Raw genomic sequence first — 22,332 nt, 5'->3', positions numbered from 1 at the left:
TTCTTTAAATTATACTTTAATTAATAAAGAAAAAGAAAATGAATATCATACAATTTGAAGATAAACCATTAGCTCATTATTCTTATGCAATTATTAGTGACCATAAAATGGCTCTAGTCGATCCTTCTAGACACGTAAATCAATATTATGAATTAGCAGAAAAACACAATGCAAAAATTACAGCTGTTTTTGAGACGCATCCGCATGCAGATTTTGTGAGCAGTCATTTACAAATCCATAAAGAAACAGGAGCAAAAATATATGTTAGTAAACTTTTAGGAGCCAATTATCCGCATCAAACATTTGATGATGGAGATGTCTTAAAATTAGGAAGCATCACTTTTAAAGGCATTAACACACCTGGACATTCACCTGATAGTATAACCATTATTGCAGAAGACAAGGCTAATAATTATGTTATGTTTTCTGGAGACACCCTATTTATTGGAGATGTAGGAAGACCCGATTTAAGAGAAAAAGCAGGTAATATGAAAGCAAAACGAGAAGAGTTAGCTAAAAACATGTATGCTACTATAAAAAATAAATTTAAACACTTACCAGATAGTACAATCGTGTACCCTGCACATGGGGCAGGTTCTTTATGTGGTAAAAATATGAGTAAGGATTCTTCTAGTACATTAGGAAAAGAAAGACTTGAAAATTGGGCCTTTAAAGACGTAACAGAAGACGAATTTGTTGCCCATATTTTAAAAGATCAACCTTTTATTCCGAGCTATTTTGGTTTTAATGTAGACCTCAATAAGAATGGAGCCGAAAACCTAGAATCGAGCATTGCAAAACCTTCTTTTCATTTTAAAATCGATTCGAATAAAACGTATGATGCATTAATAATTGATATTAGAAATCAAGCCCATTTTAAACAAAACCATTTAGCCAATAGTTTTAATATTATGGCTGAATCTGACAATGATAAATTTGAAACATGGTTGGGTTCAATCGTAAACCCAGAAGAAGCGTTTTATGTTGTGCTAAACTCTAGTAAAGAAAGAGAAACTATTTTAAATAGAATTGCTAAAATTGGTTATGAAAAACAATTAGTAGGCTTACTTACTTTAAGTGAAACACGTTTTGAACACTCAGAACCATTCAATTTAAATGATTTTGAAAATCATTTAGAGAACTATACCATAATAGATATTAGAAATAAAAGTGAAGTTGATGAGGGTAAAATCTTTAAAAATGCAATTGCTATACCCTTAAACCAATTAAGAACTGCTAAAGATGAAATTCCAACAGACAAACCCATTGTTGTACATTGCGCAGGCGGTTACAGAAGCGCAGCAGGAAGTAGTATTATTTCGAAAATAACACATAATGTTGCCGTTTACGATTTGAGTGATGCTGTAACTAAATTTCAATAAAAACAATTATTTAAACGTATTGAAAACAGGACATCCTTCAAAAAAAGATTATGTATTTGTAGCCATTCAGCTGTTGCTGTTTGTGGCTTATATATTTCCATTTAAAATAATACCTCTAAATATTAATGTTTGGATAAAACATTCAGGGTTAGCCTTAATCGCTTTTGGTTTAATTTTAGGCGTTATAGCGCTATTGCAAATAAACACGAAAATATCTCCTTTTCCCACACCAACATTACAAAGCACATTACTAACTACAGGTGCATTTAGTATTGGCAGACATCCTATTTATACTGGTGTTTTAGCAATGACTTTAGGATATTCCATTTATAATGCATCTGTATTTAAATTTTTAATATTCTTATTATTACTAATTCTCTTCTATTTTAAATCAAACTACGAAGAGCAACTTTTATCAGAAAAATTTCCTGAATATGCAATCTATAAAATAAAAACCCGCCGGTTTATATAACACACTATGAAAAATACTCCATTACACTTTTGGAACGACCGCTATGGTCAAGAAGAATTTATATACGGTACACAACCTAATATTTTTTTTAAGACAGAATTAGATAAATTAAAAACAGGAAGCATACTTCTTCCTGCCGAAGGAGAAGGTCGGAATGCTGTTTATGCCGCAAAAAAAGAATGGTCTGTTTCTGCTTTCGATATTAGTCAAGCTGGTAAAGAAAAGGCTATGCTCCTATCTCAACAAAACAAAGTTTCTATAGATTATAAAGTTACAGGCGTACTTGAATACATAAATATCAACCAATTTGATACTATTGGTATGTGTTACACTCATTTTCCTGCGAACATTCGTAAACAGGCTAACCAACATATACTTAAATTTTTAAAAACAGGAGGAACATTAATTTTTGAAAGTTTTGCTAAAGCTCAATTAAAGTACACATCTGGTGGCCCTAAAAATGAAGATATGCTTTTTTCTATTGAAGAAATAAAACAAGAATTTTCAGGATTGGATTTTAAATTATTAGAAGAAAAAACTATCAAACTTTCAGAAGGAAGTCTTCATATTGGAGACGCGCAAGTGATTCGATTTATAGGTATAAAAAATTAATTTATATTTTTTTTATACAGCTAAACATAACTTTATAAGATTATGAGTTAAATTTCTAGTTGTTTAAATCGAAAAATTAACAATATCATTTTATTCATTTTTCTGATATATAAACAGATATCTAAAAGACTTTAGATTATGTAATAAAAGTTACCATTTAATTGAGCGTTGCTTTGTATTTTTATAGTCTAAAACACAGAATATGGAAGACATGCTCTTTTATGATAGAATGCAATTCGCATTTACTATCACATTTCACTACCTATTTCCACAACTTACCATGGGTTTATCTTTATTGATAGTCTATTTTAAATGGAAATTCTTAAGAACAAAACTTGATCAATACAACGATGCTGCTAAATTCTGGATGAAGATTTTTGCACTTAATTTTGCTATGGGTGTAGTTACTGGTATTCCAATGGAATTTCAATTTGGTACCAATTGGGCTAAATTTTCAGAACTCACAGGTGGTATTATTGGTCAGACATTAGCCATGGAAGGCATGTTCTCTTTCTTTTTAGAATCGTCCTTTTTAGGACTCTTTTTATTTGGAGAAAAACTCTTAGGGCATAAATTACATTTTGTAACTGGATTCCTGGTGTTTTTAGGCTCTTGGGCTAGTGGATATCTTATTATCGCTACACATTCCTGGATGCAATATCCTGTAGGTTATGAGGTTTTAGAGAATGGAAAATTTGTTTTAAACAACTTTGGAGCACTCTTTTCTAATCCGTGGTTATTACCTTCTTATTTGCATAATCAAGCTGCGTCCATGGTAACATCTTCCTTTGTAGTTGCAGCGATTGGAGCCTTCTATTTATTGAATAATAAACATCACGAATTCGGAAAACTGTTTGTGAAAACAGGTGTGATTTTCGGATTAATTTCTAGCCTTTTAGTAGCTTTTCCAACAGGAGATTTAGCTGCTAAAAATGTAGTGAAGCATCAACCTGTAACCTTCGCTGCTATGGAAGGAATTTTTGAAACAGAACCTGGCGGCTCAGAAATTGTACTTATTGGTCAGCCTAATATGCTAGAGAAAAAACTAGATAATAAAATTGCTGTTCCTAACATTTTAAGTTTCTTAACCTATCAAGATTGGAACGCAGAAATAAAAGGACTTAATGAATTTGATCCTTCTGTATACCCAACAAATATTCCTGGCTTGTATTATGCCTATCATATTATGGTTGGTTTAGGTACCATATTTATTGGATTGATGCTTTTAGCTGTGGTACAACTTTTCAGAAAAAAACTCTATACAACTAAATGGATTTTATGGGCACTAGTATTTATGTTACCCTTTCCATATATCGCCAATACTACAGGCTGGTACACCGCAGAATTAGGTAGACAACCTTGGTTAGTGTATAATTTATTACGCACTTCTGCAGGAGCATCTCCAACAGTGTCTTCAGGTAATACCTTATTTACTCTACTTGGTTTTATTGGTTTATATCTACTTCTTGGCTTGCTTTTCTTAATGTTGGCAGGAAAAATTATTAATAAAGGACCACAACTAAATAAACACTAATTATGGAATTATTTTGGTATATCGTTTTAATGACAATGTTAGCTGTTTATGTAATTTTAGATGGTTACGATTTTGGTGCAGGGATTATTCATTTATTTTTTGCTAAAACTGAAAAAGATAAAAAAACAATAACAAGTGCAATTGGCCCCTTCTGGGATGCTAATGAGGTTTGGCTAATTGCCTCTGGTGGAGTCTTATTTTTTGCATTCCCTACGCTATATGCTTCTTCTTTTAGTGGTTTTTATTTACCATTAATCATGATTTTATGGTTACTTATTTTTAGAGCTATAGGGTTAGAATTAAGAGGACAAGTGCACAATCACATGTGGGAAGCCATTTGGGATAAAGCCTTTGGAATTTCTAGCTTATTATTGGCACTCTTTTTTGGGGTTGCTTTAGGAAATGTAGTACGTGGTGTAAATTTAGGAAATGTAGTAGATGGTGTCTCAACACACGAAGCTCATTATTTCTTCTTGCCACTATGGAATCCAACCTTTAGTCCGCAAGCAGAAGAACTCGGAATTATAGACTGGTTTACATTATTGTTAGGAATTATTAGCGTTGTGGCTTTAACCATTCACGGTGCCAACTGGGTTATTTTTAAAACCAATTCGGATTTAAATGAAAAATTAAAGAAAGTCGTTTTTAATCTAAATATCGTACTTGTTGTACTCGTGGTTATTTCACTTTTAATTTGGCACATTATAGAGCCTAATCCGTTTCATAATTTTATAGATAAACCTTGGCTTATAATTTTTCCACTAATAACCTTAACTGGATTATTTGGTCTGTTTAAGGTGAAGACCTTCAAAAAACATGGCTTAGGATTTTTATTTTCATCTTTATTTCTATTAGGAGGATTAACCTCTACCGTAGCTTCAATATTTCCAAAAGTATTACCGTCTACAAACAGTATAAATCCAGACTTAACTTTATACAGTGTAGCCGCTCATGAATATGGTTTAACCGTTGGATTGTATTGGTTTCCTGTTGCTGCACTATTAGTTGCGGTATATATGTTTATTCAATATAAAGTTTTTAACGGAAAAATGGACGATATAGGTTACGGTGAACATTAATTATAAATCATAATAATATGACGGGTACTTTAATTTCACTAATTAGTATTTTTATAGGGATTTTAGCTGCAAATCTAATGGGATATTTTAAACATAAATATTCCTTTGGGTTTACAGGAAATACCTTAGTGGGTGTTTTTGGAAGTATCTTTTTAGTAAAAGGTTTTGGACGCTTAGGATTTGATCCTTGGTCTATTATGGACAGTGGCCATTTTCACAGTTCACTTTTTATTCTAAACTGTATTATGTCTGCTTTAGGAGGTGCTTTAGGTTTAGTCGTTATAAAACTGATTTATAATAAGATGAATACATAATATATATAAAGGGTATTTGTTGAAATATTAAATGAAGAATAGAACAGGTCTCGTTATTGTTTTACTACCGGTAAAAACACTACAAGCCTAAGAAGAATTTACTCTTCTTTTTTCTTACTTAATTTTAAAATCAACCAAATAAATCCAACTATAAAATGAAGTATAACAACACCTGCTATAATATAAATCATTGTATTTGAATCTCCTCTCATTTTAAATTTACTTTCAATTAATGATGTAAAAGTAAACATTCAGATAAAAATGAAGTGTGATATATGTTACAAAAACATAGAATAAGAGTTTTATTTTAAAGCTTTAAATATATAAATAATCAAACATACATCTGTTTGATTATTTTTTGTAAATTTGTTAACCAAATAGTTAAACTAAATAGTTAACATGAAAAAATCAAAAGACGAAAACACTGAAGAGCACATATTAGAAGCAGCAAAACTTGTATTTCAGTCTAAAGGTATGGATGGTGCACGCATGCAAGAAATTGCAGATCAAGCAGGAATAAATAAAGCCTTGTTACACTACTATTTTAGAAGTAAACAAATGTTATTTGAAGCCGTTTTTAACAATGCTTTTTCTCTTTTAGCTCCTCAATTAAAAGCCATATTAAATGATGAGTCTACTATTGAAAATAAAATAAGAAACTTTACCTCTAACTATATTTCATTTATTGTTAAGCATCCATACATCCCGAATTTTATTATTCAAGAACTCAATAGGAATCCTGATTTTTTATTAAAGATGAAAGAGAATCCAAGTTTCCCAAATTTAGATAAGTTCAAAAAACAATTACAGAAAGAAATTGAAAATGGTATTATAAACCCCATAAGTGCAGAACAATTATTTATCAATATTATGGCTTTAAATGTATTTCCTTTTGTTGCGAAACCATTACTAAAAGCTTTTACAAATACAGATGATAAAGCATATAATAAGTTAATGGAAGATCGTGAAATAGAAATAGCAAACTTTATTATTAATGCTATAAAGCACACCTAAAATGAAACAGTTAATACTCATTATAATCGTCTTAATTACGCTACCAAGTTATGCACAACAAAGCATTACTTTAGAAGACTGTTACCTATTGGTAATTAAAAACTACCCATTAGCAAAACAAACAAAATTACTATACAATCAAAACAAATTAGATACCGAAGTCATTTCTACTTCAAATTTACCACAAGTTAGTTTAGACGCATATGCCACCTATCAGTCCGATGTTATTGAGTTCCCTTCAGCAATGTCTGGAGTAGATCCTTTAAATCAAGATCAATATCGGGCCACGGTATCTGTAAATCAATTAATCTATAATGGAGGTGCTACAGATGCCGCTTTAAACCTAAAATCTGCTCAACTTAAAACCAAACAGAAACAAATTGAAGTAAGTTTATACCAACTAAAACAAGAAGTTAATCGGCTTTATTTCTCCATTTTATTGCAACAAGAATCAGAACTATTATTAAATGCTAAACAAAAGCAATTAAAAGCCAAACTTAAGGAAGTTCAATCAGGCATTAGTAACGGTGTACTCTTACCATCTTCAGATAGTGTTTTAGAAGCAGAACTATTAAAAATTAGTCAGCAGTTAAAAGAAGTAAACAGTAATAAAGAGACACTTATAAAAACATTATCAAGTTTAATCAGTCAGCCTTTAACGCTAAAAACACAATTTAAAAATCCACAAATAGAAACACAATTACAAACATATTTAACCAGACCCGAGTTAGAATTATTTCAACTTAAAAAAGAAGAAATTGAAAATTCAGAAAATGTATTATCTAAACATAACGCTCCAAAACTACTTGGTTTTGCAACTGGTGGTTACGGCAATCCTGGTTTAAACATGTTAGACAATTCTTTTCAAACATTTTATACTGTTGGTGTGAAATTGAATTGGACTGTTTTCGATTGGAACTCAAATAAAAAACAACGCGAATCATTAGCTATAAACAAAGATTTTATTGAAAATGAAACAGAAATTTTCAAATTAAATACCAATATAGAATTAAATAAACAACAACAAGAAATAGAGAAAATTGAAGATTTTATTTCATCAGATATAAAGATTATAACGCTTAGAAAAACAGTGCTAAATGCAGCAGATTCACAACTTAGAAATGGTGTAATAACGGCTTCAGCTTACATTACGGAACTCACAAATTTATACGAAGATGAAAACACATTGGTCAAACATAAAATTCAGTTAGAACTTGCAAAAGCAAATTACAACATCATTAAAGGCCAATAAAAAATCAACGAAAATTAAATAGTATTAAAATGAAAAAACAGATATATATATTAGGATTATGCATAATGGCAACAAGTTTATTTTCTTGCGGAAATAATAGTAAAAAAGCAGATGGTTACGGGAATTTTGAAGCTACAGAAATCACCATTTCTGCAGAAAACAACGGAAAATTATTACAATTTAATGTAGAAGAAGGAAACGAGCTAAAGGAAAACCAATTTATAGGTTATATAGATACCATTCCGTTGGCACTAAAACGCGAACAATTAGAAATCTCTAAATCAGTGATTAGTTCAAAATCTAAAGGTGTATTATCTCAAATAGCCGTTTTAAATTCTAAATTAAAAACAGCAAATACAAATAAAACACGTACACAAAACCTAATAAAAGATAATGCAGGTACACAAAAACAATTAGATGATGTCACTGGAGAAATAGATGTCATTAACAACCAAATTAGAAGTGTAGAGATCCAGAATGCACCTGTGGTAAACGAACTAAAATCAATAGATATTCAAATTAATCAAATCAACGATCAAATACAGAAAAGTAAAATTATAAACCCAATAAACGGAACTGTTTTAACCAAATATACAGAGCCTAATGAAATTACAACTTTTGGAAAACCATTGTATAAAATTGCAAATTTACAAACTATGGAATTACGCGTTTATATTAGCGAACCTCAATTACCCAACATTAAAATTGGACAAAATGTAACCGTAAAAATCGATAATATAGATACTATGAAATCGTATAAAGGCACGGTAACTTGGATTGCTTCTGAAGCAGAATTTACCCCAAAAATAATACAAACCAAAAAAGAGCGTGTGGCATTAGTATATGCCGTAAAAGTAGATGTAATTAATGATGGAAGTCTAAAAATAGGCATGCCAGCCGAACTATGGTTAAATACTGCAGAATGAGTATCACAGTTTCAAACATATCAAAATCTTACAAAAGCGTAAAAGCTTTAGAAAATATTTATTTTAATGTAAAAGAAGGGGAGCTTTTTGGGCTTATTGGTCCTGATGGTGCAGGAAAAACAACCTTGTTCAGAATTTTAACAACACTCTTAATTGCTAATGAAGGTTCTGCAACGGTTGCTGGTTTTGATGTCGTTTCAGACTATAAAAAGATTCGGAATAATGTTGGCTATATGCCAGGAAAATTTTCACTCTATCAAGATTTAACGATTGAAGAAAATTTAAATTTTTTCGCAACTATTTTTGGAACAACTATAAAGGAAAACTACGAGTTAATTAAAGATATTTACGTACAGATTGAACCTTTTAAAGATCGTCGAGCCGGAAAATTATCTGGTGGTATGAAGCAAAAACTAGCATTATGTTGTGCATTAATTCATAAACCTAAAGTGTTATTTTTAGATGAACCAACCACAGGAGTAGATCCTGTGTCGAGAAAAGAATTCTGGGACATGCTAAAACGCTTACAACAAAAAGGAATTACCATTTTAGTATCTACTCCATATATGGACGAAGCCGCATTGTGCGACAGGGTTGCATTAATTCAGGATGGAAAAATTTTACAGGTTGATGCGCCTAATGCCATTGTTAAACATTACTCTAAACAAATTTATAATATAAGTGCACATAATATGTATCTGCTTATAAATGCTCTAAAGTCTTATAAGTACAACCACAGTGTGTATCCTTTTGGAGAGTTTGTACATTACACAGACCAAAGAGCAGATTTTAATCCAGAAAATCTAAAAGTATATTTAGAGTCCAAAAAATTATCTCAAATAGTAATTAAAAACACAGAACCAACCATTGAGGATACCTTTATGGAATTAGCAAAATAATGAGCGATAACAAAGTCATACAAGTAGAAAAATTAACCAAAATGTTCGGAAATTTTACAGCTGTAAACGCCATATCATTCGAGGTTGAAAAAGGTGAAATATTTGGTTTTTTAGGAGCAAATGGAGCTGGAAAAACCACAGCAATGAAAATGCTAATTGGAATATCTAATCCAACCTCAGGAAAAGCAAATGTTGCTGGCTTCGATGTTTTTACTCGCGCAGAAGACATCAAAAAAAATATTGGGTATATGAGTCAGAAATTTGCTTTGTATGACGATTTAACTGTAAAAGAAAACATCACTTTTTTTGGTGGTATATATGGGCTATCTAGAACAAAAATCAAAGAGAAATCTGCTGTTTTAGTAGAAGAGTTAGGTTTGGAAGCTGTGGCGAACAAATTGGTGGGAGCATTACCTTTAGGTTGGAAACAAAAATTATCGTTTTCTGTGGCACTACTTCACAATCCTAAAATTGTATTTTTAGACGAACCCACAGGAGGTGTCGATCCCATCACTCGACGTCAGTTTTGGGAAATGATTTACAAAGCTGCTAATCATGGTACAACCGTTTTTGTAACCACACATTATATGGATGAAGCCGAATATTGTGATCGCGTATCCATCATGGTAAACGGAAAAATAGAAGCTTTAGGCACGCCAAGGAAACTTAAAGAACAATTTAAAGTAGACAATATGAATGATGTGTTTTTAAAACTAGCACGAGGATAGAGCATTTCCCGCAAATTTCACAGATTTTCGAAGAAAAGGACTAAAAAAAAACTGTACTTATCAGAGAAATCAGCGTGAGATAGAGAGTTATAAAAATGTCTCGCAGATAATACAAATTTGCGCAGAAAAATAAATATCAAATAAAAAAGATCTACGGTAATCAGCAAAATCAGCGGTAGAAATAGAGATATAAAATTATCCCGAGATAATGTAGGTTTGAGTAGAAAGAGTAAATATCAAGTCAAGAAAAAACTAAAAAAGATCTGCAGGAATCTGCAAGGTCTGCAGGAATAAAGAAATGAAAAGATTCATAGGCTTCATAAAAAAAGAATTCTACCATATATTTAGAGATAGACGCTCGTTATTTATTCTCTTTGGAATGCCAATAGCACAAATTATGTTATTTGGTTTTGCGATTACCAATGAAATAAACAATGTAGATATTGCAGTTTTAGACCACTCTAAAGACGCCACTACAGAAGAAATTATTAATAAAATATCGGCTTCAAAATATTTTAGTATCAATCAATTTATAGAAAAAGAATCTGATATTGACGCTATTTTTAAAAAAGGAAAAGTAAAAGCTGTTTTAAATTTCGAAAAAGATTTCAGCAAGAATTTAATCAAAGATCATAATGCAACCATACAAATTGTAACTGATGCTACAGACCCCAATACGGCAAATACCATAAGTAATTATGTCAATGCCATTCTTATTCAGTATCAAAGTGTATTAAATAAAGACATTAACATAACATATCAAGTTGTTCCTGAAACCAGAATGGTATACAACCCAGAATTAAAAAGTGTATACATGTTTGTTCCTGGTGTAATGACAATTATTCTTATGCTAGTTTCAGCAATGATGACATCCATTTCTATTACTAGGGAAAAAGAATTAGGAACCATGGAAATCCTTTTGGTTTCCCCTATAAAACCCATTCAAGTTATTGTAGGTAAAGTATTTCCTTATATTTTTCTATCCATTATTAATGCAATTGTTATTGTTATACTTAGTATTTATATATTTAAAATGCCTATTCAAGGAAGCTTAATTTTATTAGCATTAGAAAGTGTGTTGTTCATTATTACAGCGTTGGCTTTAGGTATTTTAATTTCAACAATTTCAGAAACTCAGCAAACAGCAATGATGATTTCCTTAATGGGACTTATGCTTCCCGTTATATTATTATCTGGCTTTATTTTTCCTATTTCCAGCATGCCTTTACCACTACAACTAATTAGTAATATTATACCCGCAAAATGGTTTAATATTATTATTAAAGGGATTATGCTTAAAGGCGTTGGTATACAGTTTTTATGGAAAGAAACTTTAATTTTAATAGGAATGTCTGTCTTTTTTATTGCTTTAAGCGTCAAGAAATATAAAATAAGATTAGAGTGAGTATACAGTTTTTAACGATTAATAAACAGTAAAAAACAACACGTATAATTAATAAGAGATTCTCATTTTAGTGGGACATATTATGAAAACAATTCTATACATCATACAAAAAGAGTTTAAGCAAATTTTTAGAAATAAAGGGATGCTTCCTATAATTTTTGTCTTACCCATATTGCAACTCGTTATTTTATCGAATGCCGCTACTTTTGAAGTTAAAAACATTAAATTTGGTTATATAGATCACGACCGTACATCGACATCTAGAGCATTAGTCGAAAAATTTAATGCCTCTACATATTTTAATGTACTAAAAAATTACCCTTCCGAAACCTTGGCAAGTTCAGATATGTTAAAAGGTAATGTAGATATTATTTTACAAATTCCACAACATTTTGAACGGGATTTACAAAAAGAAAAATCTAACACTTTAGGCATCACAATAAATGCTATTGATGGAGCTGCTGCAGGTGTAGAAAATGTCTATATTTCTCAAATTATAAAAAACTTTAATAAAAATATAAAAACAGATTTAGTACAAGTTTCAGACACACAAATCCAACCCATTTCCATTGAAACTATTCCCCTATTTTGGTATAACGAAACCTTAAATTATAAAACCTATATGGTTCCTGGTATTCTTGTTTTGTTAGTCACAATGATTACTTTATTTCTATCGGGGATGAATATTGTTCGTGAAAAAGAAATAGGAACACTAGAACAAATTAATGTAACACCCATTAAAAAAAGTCAGTTTATTATTGGAAAATTGTTTCCATTTTGGGTTATTGGTATGGGCTTATTATCGGTAGGATTAATTTTAGCCCGACTCATTTTCAATATCCCCATTATTGGTAGTTTACCACTAATGTATCTATACACTTCTGTATATCTTTTAGTTATTTTAGGAATTGGACTATTCATTTCAAACTTTACAGACACCCAACAACAAGCCATGTTTATTTCCTGGTTTTTTGTGGTTATTTTTATTCTAATGAGCGGCTTATTTACACCTATTGAAAGTATGCCAAAATGGGCACAAATGGTTACCGAATTTAACCCAGTAAAATATTTTGTAGAAGTCATGCGTATGGTAATGCTTAAAGGTTCTGGCTTTTCAGATATTCTTACTAGATTACTAAAAACAGTGGTTTATGCTTTTATAATGAATGGTTTAGCGGTGTGGAGTTATAAAAAGACAAATTAATAGATATGTAACCAGAGTTACTGTGTAGGTCTTTTAAAAAGGCAACCTTTACATAAAATCAAGATATCCTATCAATCAGATTATAAACTCATAAATAGTATAATATGCCTTGATTTGTAACCTATACGTTAATCTTATAAAACTCCAAAATAATGTCTAAAATTGTCATATTAGGTGCTGGTATTGCTGGTCATGTTGCCGCGACACATTTACGCAGAAAATTATCTAAAAAACACGACGTCGTTGTTGTTTCTCCAAACAGTAATTACCAATGGGTACCTTCTAATATTTGGGTAGGAATAGGAAGAATGAAATCTGAAAAAATACTATTTCCATTAGCTCCATTATATAAAAAGAAAGGCATTGAGTTTAAACAGGCCAAAGTCGTTTCTTTTTATCCTGAAGGTAATAAAACAGAAACATTGCCTTTTGTGTTATCTGAATATGTTGATGGAGCGAAAAAAGGACAACAAGAAAAAGTAACTTACGATTATTTGATTAATGCCACTGGACCAAAATTAAATTTTGAAGCTACTGAAGGTTTAATACCTGGAAAAAACAAAACATACTCTGTCTGTACATACTCACATGCAGATCATGCTTGGAAAGGTTTAAACGAAGCCATCCAACATATGAAAGCAGGTAAAAAAGCCAAAATATTAATTGGTACTGGTCATGCAAAATCTACCTGTCAAGGTGCAGCATTCGAATATATATTAAATGTAGAAAAGGAATTACATAAACACAATGTTAGAGATATGGCAGAAGTTACCTGGATATCTAACGAATACCAATTAGGAGATTTCGGAATGGATGGTGTCTTAATGAGTTACGGAGACATGATTATGAAATCCAGCGAATTAGTCGAAATGATTTTTGAAGACCGAGGCATTAAATGGATTTTAGGAGCTGGTGTAAACAAAATTGAAGATGGTATTGCCCATTACGAAAATTTAGATGGTGAACATAAATCTGAGACTTACGATTTTGCAATGTTAATTCCATCTTTTTCTGGGCATGGTTTTAAGGCTTACGACAAGAATGAAAATGATATTACAGCAAAACTTTTTAAAGGTTTCATGATTGTAGATGCCGATTATACACCAAAACCTTACGAAGCATGGACGGTTCAGGATTGGCCAGAAACGTATCAAAATCCGAGTTATAAAAATATTTTTGCTCCTGGAATAGCATTTGCTCCACCACATGCCATTTCTAAACCTAGAACGAGTAAAAACGGAACCGTTATTGCTCCTGCACCACCACGTACAGGAATGCCTTCTGGAATTACAGCTAAATTGGTTGCCGAAAACATTATAGACAGTATTAAAAGCAAACAAGAATCCTTAAACCATAAAGGGTCTATGGGAAATATGGGAGCTGCCTGTATTGCCTCGGCTGGATTTGGTTTCTGGAACGGAAGTGGTGTAAGTATTACAACCTACCCAATTGTACCTGACTTTGTAAAATATCCAAATTCACATGGAAGGCACTTAGGAAAAACCTTCGGAGCAATAGGGCTCGCAGGCCACTGGCTTAAACTTATGTTGCACTATGCCTTTCTATATAAAGCAAAAATGAAACCTTTTTGGTGGTTAATTCCTGAATAGGAATTAAATCTATACTAATCAATTTAAAAATGAAGTAAATCAATAATTTTAAAAGTAAAAATATAACTTATAAAAAATAAATCATGCAAAGAATATCTCCAAGAATGCGATTTAGAATGATGAATCCATTCCTTCAATTTTTTAAGTTTATCATTTTAAGTATAAAAATAATGGTCATCGTTGCTGGAGGTCATGGCGGAACAAGAACTCCTGTTAAAAAATAAGACAACATACAATTGAATGCTTAACATTTAATAAAACTTTAAGTACTTAAAAAATCAGCGTATAAAATTATGTGTAAATTTGTTTTGCATTCATTTTAATTAAAATTTAATGAATAAAAAAACAACACATTCAGTACATCTATATAATTCCATAATGAAAAAAAAAGTTACTTACCTCCTACTTTTAATACTACTTCCTTTCATATTTAGTTCATGTAAATCAAGTAAAAACATAGGAGACACAGCTAATCTGACTACAAATTCAAAAGCATCAAGAAAAAAACCTTACGTTATTTTAATCTCATTAGATGGTTTTCGTTGGGATTATGTGGATCAATATAAACCGCCACATCTTACTCGCTTTATAGAAAACGGAGTAAAAACAGAATCGCTTATTCCTGCTTTTCCTTCAAAAACATTTCCAAATCATTACACCATTGCAACAGGAATGTATCCTGATCATCACGGTTTAATTGGAAACTCGTTTTTTAGTTATAAAAAAGACACAATCTATAATATTAGAAATAGAGAACAAGTTGAAGATGGTGAATTTTACGGAGGAACTCCAATTTGGGTACAAGCCGACAAATCTAATATGGTTTCTGCAAGTTACTTTTTTGTAGGTTCTGAAGCTAATATACAAGGTATTCACCCAACGTATTATCATACTTACGATGGAAAAATTAAAAATGAAACTCGTGTTGCAGAAGTTTTAAAATGGTTAGACTTACCTAAAAAAGAAAGGCCACACATGATTACTATGTATTTCTCTGATTTAGATGATGTCGGACACCGTTATGGCCCTAATAATCAAGAAAAAATTAAAAATGCTGTATTAAATTTAGATAAAAATTTAGGCAATTTATTTGATGGTGTTGCAGCTACTGGTCTTGATGTAAATATAATTGTAGTCTCAGATCACGGAATGACAGCTGTAAAACCTTCTCATTTTATACCTGTTGAAGATGTTACAAATACAGATCTATTTGAGTTGATAGACAATGGGGCCATGCTTGATATTCATCCAAAACAAGGAGTTAGTGTTAATGCTATATTGAAGTACTTAAAACCAAAAGAACACCATTTTAAAGCCTATAAAACAGAAAATACACCAGGTTTTGAATATGCTCCTAAAAATAAAGATTGGGGAAGCGTACAAGTGATACCTGATTTTGGTTATTATTTTTCGAAAACGCAACGTATAGAAGACATGAAAAAAGAAGGAATCACAGCAGTTGGTGTACATGGTTACGATCCGAAACATAAAGATATGCAAGGCATTTTTTACGCCAATGGTCCTGCATTTAAATCTGGTTACGTTATACCTTCAACACAAAACATTAATATTTATCCGTTAATGTGTAACATCTTAGGTCTTGATATTCCAAGTAATATAGACGGGAATTTAGACAATATAAAATCTGTTTTAAAATCTAAAAATTAATCACCTTATACTCTTGAATTTCTTTAGAAACATATTTAAGCCAAAAGCAGAAAAGTCGGTGTTAGACGATTTTTATAACACAAAATATAGCGGTGTAAAAACCTTATTGTGTGGTATTGGAAAATCTGAAATTTTAGAGGACCATATCAATATCTCAGAGTACCCTTTTGAACCTTCTATAGCTTACCCTAAAAAAAGGATCTCACCTCATAAAATTCATGCCATTAGTCTAGATTTTGGTACTTGTAGTATTGAAGTTGGTGACGATATTATTTTTATATCTGCAACACAAAAGGACCAATTAAAAGACTTTGCAAAACGCCACGACATAACATTAGTGAAACACAGATGGAACTGGGATTGGATTTTAGAACCCTATTTAGATACAGAATTCACACCTGAAGACGAAAAAAAAATTACCGAAAAGTTATCCGAAAACGGAATTAATACTGCAGAACTTGAAGCTATAAGAAAAGAAGTGGGATCACAAATGTATAAATACAATTTCGATACTATGCTTTGGGATTGGAACAGTTTAGGATTGGTAGATGTATTATCTGCCATGCGTGCAAAATATAATACAAAAGACTTTAGAATATTTTATAAAATTGCTTTAGAAATAGACAAAAAAGGAGGTACCAAGTAAAGACGCTACTTATACAAAAACACCAGATTTTACGATAAGATGTAAAATCTGGTGTTTTCATTTTTAGCTATAATATGTTCTCTAAATTAACAACAACCTGTAGAAGGAGAGCAACAATTAGAAGGCTCTATTTCAGAAAATTCTAATGGTGTTTTTGCTTTTACATTTCCGGGTTTTTCAGCATACACAGTAATACTAAAAATACCTACACCACCAGTATTGAAAGCATTGACTTCTTCCGTAGATAAATATTTACTTAAAATATCGTTAGGAATAACAATGGGTTTTTCTTTTTGAATTTGAATATTTTTAAATCCTTGGTCTGCAATTAGCTGTAAATATGCACTACGCTGAATGGCTCCAGCAACACAACCGGCATACATTTCTGCATCTTGTTGTAATGCTTTTGGAAGATCTCCAATTAATACAATATCGGACACACTAAAATGTCCGCTTGGCTTAAGAACTCTATAAATTTCACCAATCACTTTTTGTTTATTAGGCACTAAATTTAAGACACAATTACTTACAATTACATCTGCAACGTCGTCACTTACAGGCATATCATCAATATCACCTTCTCTAAATTCAACGTTATTATAACCTAATTTTTCAGCATTAATTCGTGCCTTTTTTATCATAATTGGTGTAAAATCTACTCCAATCACTTTTCCTTCTGCACCAGTTTCATGTCGCGCTACAAAACAATCATTTCCTGCCCCAGAACCTAAATCAATTACTGTGTCACCTTTTCTAATTTTAGCAAATTGTGTAGGTAATCCGCAACCTAAACCCAAATCTGCATCTTCTACATACCCTTTGGTTTCAGAATAATCATCCATCATAATATTATACACTTTGTTTGTTGGCGGCGTAGCACCACAACATGACGAGGCATTTTCAACCTTCCCTTGTTCTGCGATTTTAGCATAACGTGCCTTTACAATGTCTTTAAGTTCTTGTTCTTTGCTCATGATATTAAATTAGTTATTAATAAAATCTTTATGATTTCTAAGTAATTTTCAAACCATAAATTATATAATTGAATAATAGTTTTTCAACGAATTACAAACGTCTATTCATTAAAAAACTAACCATTGTAATATTACGATTAATATATGATACATCAAATTAATTCAACTTAAAAAAAGTATAAAAAATTGAACCATGATTACGTGTGCTTAAAATTATGATTCACTTAAACTTAGGTAAAACTTGACTCTAACATATTAACTAAATTTAATTATTTTTATAAAAATATTACTGTAGGTGACATAAGTCACATTTTAACAAAAAAACCAATCGTATCTTTACGATAAGAATATGAAAAGAAGTTTAGAACATATAGAATACAAAGAAAATACTGAAGCTTTAGCACGATTTGCAAAAGCATTAGGACATCCAACACGAATTGCAATTTTAAAACATTTAGATAAACAATCTTGTTGTTTTACAGGTGATTTAGTAGATGTATTTCCTTTAGCGCAGTCTACAATTTCTCAACATCTTAAAGAATTAAAAAATGCGGGATTAATTCAAGGCGAATTAAAATCACCAAAAATAAAATACTGTATTAATCAAGAGAATTGGAAAATTGCAAAATCACTATTTAAAGAATTTTTTGATTGATATTTTTTTAATAATCTTATCGTTTATTGGCGATAAACAAATACTAATATTATGAGTAAAGTAATTAAAATTTTAGGAACTGGATGCCCAAAATGTCAAGCCATGACAGGCGTTGTAAAAGATGTAATAACTGAAAATAACATTGATGCTAATGTTGAAAAAGTTGAAGATATTATGGAGATCATGAAATATAACGTCATGACAACACCTGCATTAGTTGTCGATGATGTTATTACAATAAAAGGAAGAGTACCATCAAAAACTGAAGTATTGGAACTTTTGAAATAAGAGTCATGAACTATCAAATCAACGCATCTTCAGTTTCAAATCAGGATGCAGAGATTCGTATCAAATCTTCTCAAATAGATTTTGGTACGACATCACAAACAGCAGACACGTTACCAAATCCTGCAGAACTATTTTTAGGTTCATTTTCTGCATGTATGCTAAAAAATGTAGAACGCTTTTCTAAAATGATGAATTTCTCTTATACCAAAGCAACTGTAAATGTACATGCAGATCGTTTAGAACATCCTCCTAGAATGGAGAACATTCATTATGATTTAAAAATTTACAGCACAGATAATAACCTGAATATAGATTTACTAAAAAAGAACATCGAAAAACACGGTACAATTTACAATACAGTAAAATTATCTTGTGCCATTAGCGGAACTATAAAAACGCTTTAATATGTTTGATTGGTTACAACATTTTGCAGATTGGTTAATCTACTCTGTTTGTGGTATTGGAGCAAATACCCATCTCGGAACTGCTTTAAATTTCTTTATTTACGATACTATTAAGATCCTAATTCTATTATTTATTATCGTATTTATTATGGGAATCGTAAATACTTATTTACCGATAGAACGTTTAAAAAACTATCTGAATAAAAATAAACTATATGGCTTAGAATACCTGTTTTCATCGATTTTCGGAGCGATTACTCCCTTTTGTTCTTGTTCATCTGTACCATTATTTATTGGCTTTGTACAAGGCGGAATTCCGTTGGGTGTTACCTTTGCTTTTTTAATCACCTCGCCTTTAGTTAACGAAGTCGCAATTGCCATGTTTCTGGGTATGTTTGGCGTAAAAGCCACTTTAATTTATGTAAGTTCTGGAATTATGCTTGGCACACTTGGGGGATGGATTCTTGGTAAATTTAATCTAGAACCTCTACTCTCTGATTGGGTTAAAAACATCATGGCACAAAAAAACCAACAAGACTATTATCAAGAAGAAAAGCGAACCTTTAAACAACGTATCCCTGAAATTACACAAAATGCATGGGACATTATTAAAGGTGTACTAATTTATATAATTATAGGAGTTGCAATTGGAGGTGCTATGCACGGTTATGTTCCTGAAAACTTTTTTAATAAATTTTTAGGAGGTGGCCAATGGTGGACCGTACCATTAGCTGTCATTTTAGCGGTACCAATGTATGCAAATGCAGCAGGTGTTGTTCCCATTATTCAAGTTTTTGTTGCTAAAGGTGTCCCGCTAGGTACAGCCATTGCGTTTATGATGGGGACTGTGGGCTTATCCTTACCGGAGGCTACTTTATTAAAAAAAGTAATGTCTTTAAAGTTAATTGCCATCTTCTTTGGCGTAGTGACACTTGCCATAATCTTTTCCGGATTCTTGTTTAATATGATTTTATAAAAAACAGATAGATTAGACTAAAATAAACTTTATATACTATGAAAATAATCAAATTTTCAACCGTTTTAAGCATCACCTTTTTGTTAACGGCTTGCAACGGACAAACTAAAAAAGAAGACCAAAATATAGACAAATCTATATCTAAAATAGAAGTATTAGACTTCCACTCTACTCACAGATGTATGACGTGTAAAGCCATAGAAGCCAATACTAAATATACTTTAGACACTTATTTCTCAAATGAATTAAAAGACAATAAAGTGACATTTCAGGTTATAAATGTAGATGATAAAGCCAACAAAAAAGTAGCCGAAAAATTTGAAGCTGCAGGAACAGCCTTAATGTTAAATGTAATTAAAGACGGAAAAGAACAACACATAGATTTAACAGATTTTGCATTTATGAATGGAACAGATAAAGCAGCCTTTTCTGAAGGATTACAAACTAAAATAAATACTGCATTAAACACATTGTAAATGAATGTTCTTCAATCGCTTTTAGAGAATTACAACATTCCAGTTTTATCGGCATTCTTACTCGGACTAATGACAGCCATTAGTCCGTGTCCATTAGCAACCAATATTACAGCTACTGCATTTATATCTAAAAACATAGCCAATAAACGCAAGGTATTTTTAAGTGGTTTACTTTATTCTTTAGGTAGAGGTTTTAGCTATACAGTCATTGGACTAATATTATACTTTGGAGCTAGTAAATTTCATATTGCACGGTTTTTCAATCAGAATGGCGAAAAATACTTGGGGCCTTTATTAATTCTTATTGGGTTAATAATGCTAAACGTAATAAAAATCAACTTTTTAGGAACAATTAATTTTCAAGACAAACTATCAGATAAATTCAAAGATAAAGGTCTTTTAGGGGCATTTTTAATTGGTGTGGTATTCGCCTTAGCCTTTTGCCCATACAGTGGGGCCTTGTTTTTTGGTATGCTAATTCCTATGTCTATTACATCTGCAGACGGCTTATACTTGCCTATTATTTTCGCTTTCGGAACCGGATTACCCGTTATACTATTTACTTATTTACTAGTTTCTGCCGCAAGAAAAATAGGGATATTCTATAATAAGATTACAAAAATTGAAAAACTAATGCGCACCGTAGCAGGCGTTGTCTTTATACTTACTGGATTGTATTATGTTTCAATTTTTATAGGACTTATTTAACATAGAATAAAAAAAATATCCAAAAGCTAAACTTAAGACTGTTTCCAATCTTTAGCTCCCCAAGCATCTAAACCTTTTAAAATAGGTTCTAGAGATTTTCCTCTAACTGTCAATCCATATTCCACTTTTGGAGGTACAACAGGATAAACAGTTCTACAAATCAAACCGTCTTTCTCTAATTCTCGTACCGTTTGCGTAAACATTTTATTGGATATTCCAAGAATATGTTTTTGTAATACTCCTGAGCGTAAATCGCCTTCTAGAAGATGAAATAATATTAAAGGTTTCCATTTTGTACCTATTAAATTCATGGTATAATTAAGTGGACAATTGTTTTCTTTGTTCAAAATTAAATTTTAATACATTAATAATCAGTATTTTACTACTTTTAGTAACTATACTACTTTTTAGTAAGTACTTGTTATATAGACAAATATAGATTAAATTTGTAATCTAAATCAAATATTATGTCAACAAATACAGATTATCCAAAATCATTTTCACATATTGGAATTACAGTACCCGATATTAAAAAAGCTGTAAAATTTTACACAGAAGTCATGGGCTGGTACACCATTATGGAACCATCTACCATAAAAAAAGAAAAAGACACAGCCATTGGTATCATGTGTATTGATGTGTTTGGTGAAGATTGGGAAGAATTTGAAATCGCACATTTATCGACTTCTGACGGAGTTGGTGTAGAAATTTTCTCATTTCCTCATGGCGTAAAAGAAGCTCCCGAATTTAATCCGTTTAACACTGGATTATTCCACTTTAGTATTCAAGACCCAAATATTGAAACACTAATAGATAAAATTGTAGCTTACGGTGGTAAACAACGTATGCCTATAAGAGCATATTATCCAGGCGAGAAACCATTTAAAATGTGTTATGTAGAAGATCCTTTCGGAATTGTTTTCGAAATTTATACTCACAGTTACGAATTAACATATTCTTCGGGAGCGTATACAAAATAAGCCTCACTTTTTAAATACTAGCTATAAAGCGTAAGTCATATTTGGCTTACGCTTTTTTTATTACTTTTATGTTAAATGTAAATTATAGGGGTCATCATCATCTTTTTTCTTAAAAAATCTTTAGTT

General features: G+C 31.3%; 26 protein-coding genes. 24 read left to right on the top strand and 2 right to left on the bottom strand.

Annotation, left to right across the window (positions count from 1 at the left end):
• Positions 1-38: 38 nt before the first annotated feature.
• The 17 genes from Q1B05_RS07605 (at position 39) to Q1B05_RS07525 (ending at position 16,745) form a co-directional block, all read left to right on the top strand.
• Complete coding sequence (locus tag Q1B05_RS07605) at positions 39-1,382, top strand: MBL fold metallo-hydrolase (RefSeq protein ID WP_299779250.1); 1,344 nt, start codon at positions 39-41, stop codon at positions 1,380-1,382.
• A 19-nt stretch (positions 1,383-1,401) separates the two neighbouring features.
• The gene (locus Q1B05_RS07600) at positions 1,402-1,854 is read left to right on the top strand and encodes a methyltransferase (RefSeq protein WP_299779246.1); all 453 of its coding nucleotides are present in this window, start codon (positions 1,402-1,404) and stop codon (positions 1,852-1,854) included.
• Positions 1,855-1,860: 6 nt separating this feature from the next.
• Positions 1,861-2,466, top strand: coding sequence for an SAM-dependent methyltransferase (locus Q1B05_RS07595; RefSeq protein ID WP_299779244.1), 606 nt, complete (start codon positions 1,861-1,863; stop codon positions 2,464-2,466).
• A 202-nt stretch (positions 2,467-2,668) separates the two neighbouring features.
• Positions 2,669-4,000, top strand: coding sequence for a cytochrome ubiquinol oxidase subunit I (locus Q1B05_RS07590; RefSeq protein WP_299779242.1), 1,332 nt, complete (start codon positions 2,669-2,671; stop codon positions 3,998-4,000).
• Positions 4,001-4,002: 2 nt separating this feature from the next.
• On the top strand, positions 4,003-5,079 hold the full coding sequence (gene cydB, locus Q1B05_RS07585) for a cytochrome d ubiquinol oxidase subunit II (protein ID WP_299779240.1): 1,077 nt from the start codon (positions 4,003-4,005) through the stop codon (positions 5,077-5,079).
• A gap of 17 nt (positions 5,080-5,096) precedes the next feature.
• Positions 5,097-5,393, top strand: coding sequence for a hypothetical protein (locus Q1B05_RS07580; protein ID WP_299779238.1), 297 nt, complete (start codon positions 5,097-5,099; stop codon positions 5,391-5,393).
• A gap of 399 nt (positions 5,394-5,792) precedes the next feature.
• The gene (locus tag Q1B05_RS07575) at positions 5,793-6,407 is read left to right on the top strand and encodes a TetR/AcrR family transcriptional regulator (RefSeq protein WP_299779236.1); all 615 of its coding nucleotides are present in this window, start codon (positions 5,793-5,795) and stop codon (positions 6,405-6,407) included.
• A 1-nt stretch (position 6,408) separates the two neighbouring features.
• Positions 6,409-7,659 carry a TolC family protein gene (locus Q1B05_RS07570; RefSeq protein WP_299779234.1) on the top strand — a complete coding sequence of 417 codons (1,251 nt, stop codon included), beginning with the start codon at positions 6,409-6,411 and terminating at the stop codon, positions 7,657-7,659.
• A 29-nt stretch (positions 7,660-7,688) separates the two neighbouring features.
• Positions 7,689-8,585 (top strand): HlyD family efflux transporter periplasmic adaptor subunit, encoded by an 897-nt coding sequence (locus tag Q1B05_RS07565; protein WP_299779232.1) that lies wholly within the window; start codon positions 7,689-7,691, stop codon positions 8,583-8,585.
• The gene (locus tag Q1B05_RS07560; RefSeq protein ID WP_299779230.1) at positions 8,582-9,484 is read left to right on the top strand and encodes an ABC transporter ATP-binding protein; all 903 of its coding nucleotides are present in this window, start codon (positions 8,582-8,584) and stop codon (positions 9,482-9,484) included. The genes Q1B05_RS07565 and Q1B05_RS07560 overlap by 4 nt, the downstream gene beginning before the upstream one ends.
• Entirely contained in the window at positions 9,484-10,212 is a 729-nt protein-coding gene (locus Q1B05_RS07555) for an ABC transporter ATP-binding protein (protein WP_299779228.1), read from the top strand. The genes Q1B05_RS07560 and Q1B05_RS07555 overlap by 1 nt, the downstream gene beginning before the upstream one ends.
• A gap of 298 nt (positions 10,213-10,510) precedes the next feature.
• Entirely contained in the window at positions 10,511-11,617 is a 1,107-nt protein-coding gene (locus Q1B05_RS07550) for an ABC transporter permease (RefSeq protein WP_299779226.1), read from the top strand.
• An 82-nt stretch (positions 11,618-11,699) separates the two neighbouring features.
• Positions 11,700-12,821 (top strand): ABC transporter permease, encoded by a 1,122-nt coding sequence (locus tag Q1B05_RS07545; protein ID WP_299779224.1) that lies wholly within the window; start codon positions 11,700-11,702, stop codon positions 12,819-12,821.
• A 152-nt stretch (positions 12,822-12,973) separates the two neighbouring features.
• Complete coding sequence (locus Q1B05_RS07540; RefSeq protein ID WP_299779222.1) at positions 12,974-14,431, top strand: FAD/NAD(P)-binding oxidoreductase; 1,458 nt, start codon at positions 12,974-12,976, stop codon at positions 14,429-14,431.
• Positions 14,432-14,514: 83 nt separating this feature from the next.
• On the top strand, positions 14,515-14,655 hold the full coding sequence (locus Q1B05_RS07535) for a hypothetical protein (protein ID WP_299779221.1): 141 nt from the start codon (positions 14,515-14,517) through the stop codon (positions 14,653-14,655).
• 154 nt (positions 14,656-14,809) lie between these two features.
• Positions 14,810-16,099 carry an ectonucleotide pyrophosphatase/phosphodiesterase gene (locus Q1B05_RS07530; RefSeq protein ID WP_299779220.1) on the top strand — a complete coding sequence of 430 codons (1,290 nt, stop codon included), beginning with the start codon at positions 14,810-14,812 and terminating at the stop codon, positions 16,097-16,099.
• A gap of 13 nt (positions 16,100-16,112) precedes the next feature.
• Entirely contained in the window at positions 16,113-16,745 is a 633-nt protein-coding gene (locus tag Q1B05_RS07525) for a hypothetical protein (RefSeq protein WP_299779219.1), read from the top strand.
• Positions 16,746-16,831: 86 nt separating this feature from the next.
• Here the strand turns inward: Q1B05_RS07525 and Q1B05_RS07520 are convergent, their stop codons facing one another.
• Positions 16,832-17,719, bottom strand: coding sequence for an arsenite methyltransferase (locus Q1B05_RS07520; RefSeq protein WP_299779218.1), 888 nt, complete (start codon positions 17,717-17,719; stop codon positions 16,832-16,834).
• A 349-nt stretch (positions 17,720-18,068) separates the two neighbouring features.
• On the opposite strand from Q1B05_RS07520, the gene Q1B05_RS07515 reads away from it, so the two are divergent.
• Genes Q1B05_RS07515 through Q1B05_RS07490 form a run of 6 tightly spaced genes read left to right on the top strand, consistent with a single transcriptional unit; the run spans position 18,069 to position 21,226 of the window.
• Complete coding sequence (locus Q1B05_RS07515) at positions 18,069-18,374, top strand: metalloregulator ArsR/SmtB family transcription factor (RefSeq protein WP_299779217.1); 306 nt, start codon at positions 18,069-18,071, stop codon at positions 18,372-18,374.
• A gap of 51 nt (positions 18,375-18,425) precedes the next feature.
• Entirely contained in the window at positions 18,426-18,662 is a 237-nt protein-coding gene (locus Q1B05_RS07510) for a thioredoxin family protein (protein ID WP_299779216.1), read from the top strand.
• 5 nt (positions 18,663-18,667) lie between these two features.
• A complete protein-coding gene (locus Q1B05_RS07505; RefSeq protein WP_299779215.1) occupies positions 18,668-19,066 on the top strand; it encodes an OsmC family protein in 399 nt (132 codons plus the stop codon).
• A 1-nt stretch (position 19,067) separates the two neighbouring features.
• A complete protein-coding gene (locus tag Q1B05_RS07500; protein WP_299779214.1) occupies positions 19,068-20,042 on the top strand; it encodes a permease in 975 nt (324 codons plus the stop codon).
• A gap of 38 nt (positions 20,043-20,080) precedes the next feature.
• Positions 20,081-20,518 (top strand): nitrophenyl compound nitroreductase subunit ArsF family protein, encoded by a 438-nt coding sequence (locus Q1B05_RS07495; RefSeq protein WP_299779213.1) that lies wholly within the window; start codon positions 20,081-20,083, stop codon positions 20,516-20,518.
• On the top strand, positions 20,519-21,226 hold the full coding sequence (locus Q1B05_RS07490; protein WP_299779212.1) for an aromatic aminobenezylarsenical efflux permease ArsG family transporter: 708 nt from the start codon (positions 20,519-20,521) through the stop codon (positions 21,224-21,226).
• A 32-nt stretch (positions 21,227-21,258) separates the two neighbouring features.
• Here Q1B05_RS07490 and Q1B05_RS07485 read toward each other — a convergent pair whose 3' ends face one another.
• Positions 21,259-21,573 carry a helix-turn-helix domain-containing protein gene (locus Q1B05_RS07485; protein ID WP_299779211.1) on the bottom strand — a complete coding sequence of 105 codons (315 nt, stop codon included), beginning with the start codon at positions 21,571-21,573 and terminating at the stop codon, positions 21,259-21,261.
• Between the two features lie 120 nt (positions 21,574-21,693).
• Here Q1B05_RS07485 and Q1B05_RS07480 point away from each other — a divergent pair, with 120 nt between their 5' ends.
• The gene (locus tag Q1B05_RS07480; protein WP_299779210.1) at positions 21,694-22,206 is read left to right on the top strand and encodes a VOC family protein; all 513 of its coding nucleotides are present in this window, start codon (positions 21,694-21,696) and stop codon (positions 22,204-22,206) included.
• Positions 22,207-22,332: the final 126 nt, after the last annotated feature.

The sequence above is a fragment of the uncultured Formosa sp. genome, from assembly GCF_947500765.1.
GTDB lineage: Bacteria > Bacteroidota > Bacteroidia > Flavobacteriales > Flavobacteriaceae > Formosa.
Note: the sequence above shows the minus strand (reverse complement) of the source record. Positions and strands in the feature narration are given on the sequence as shown.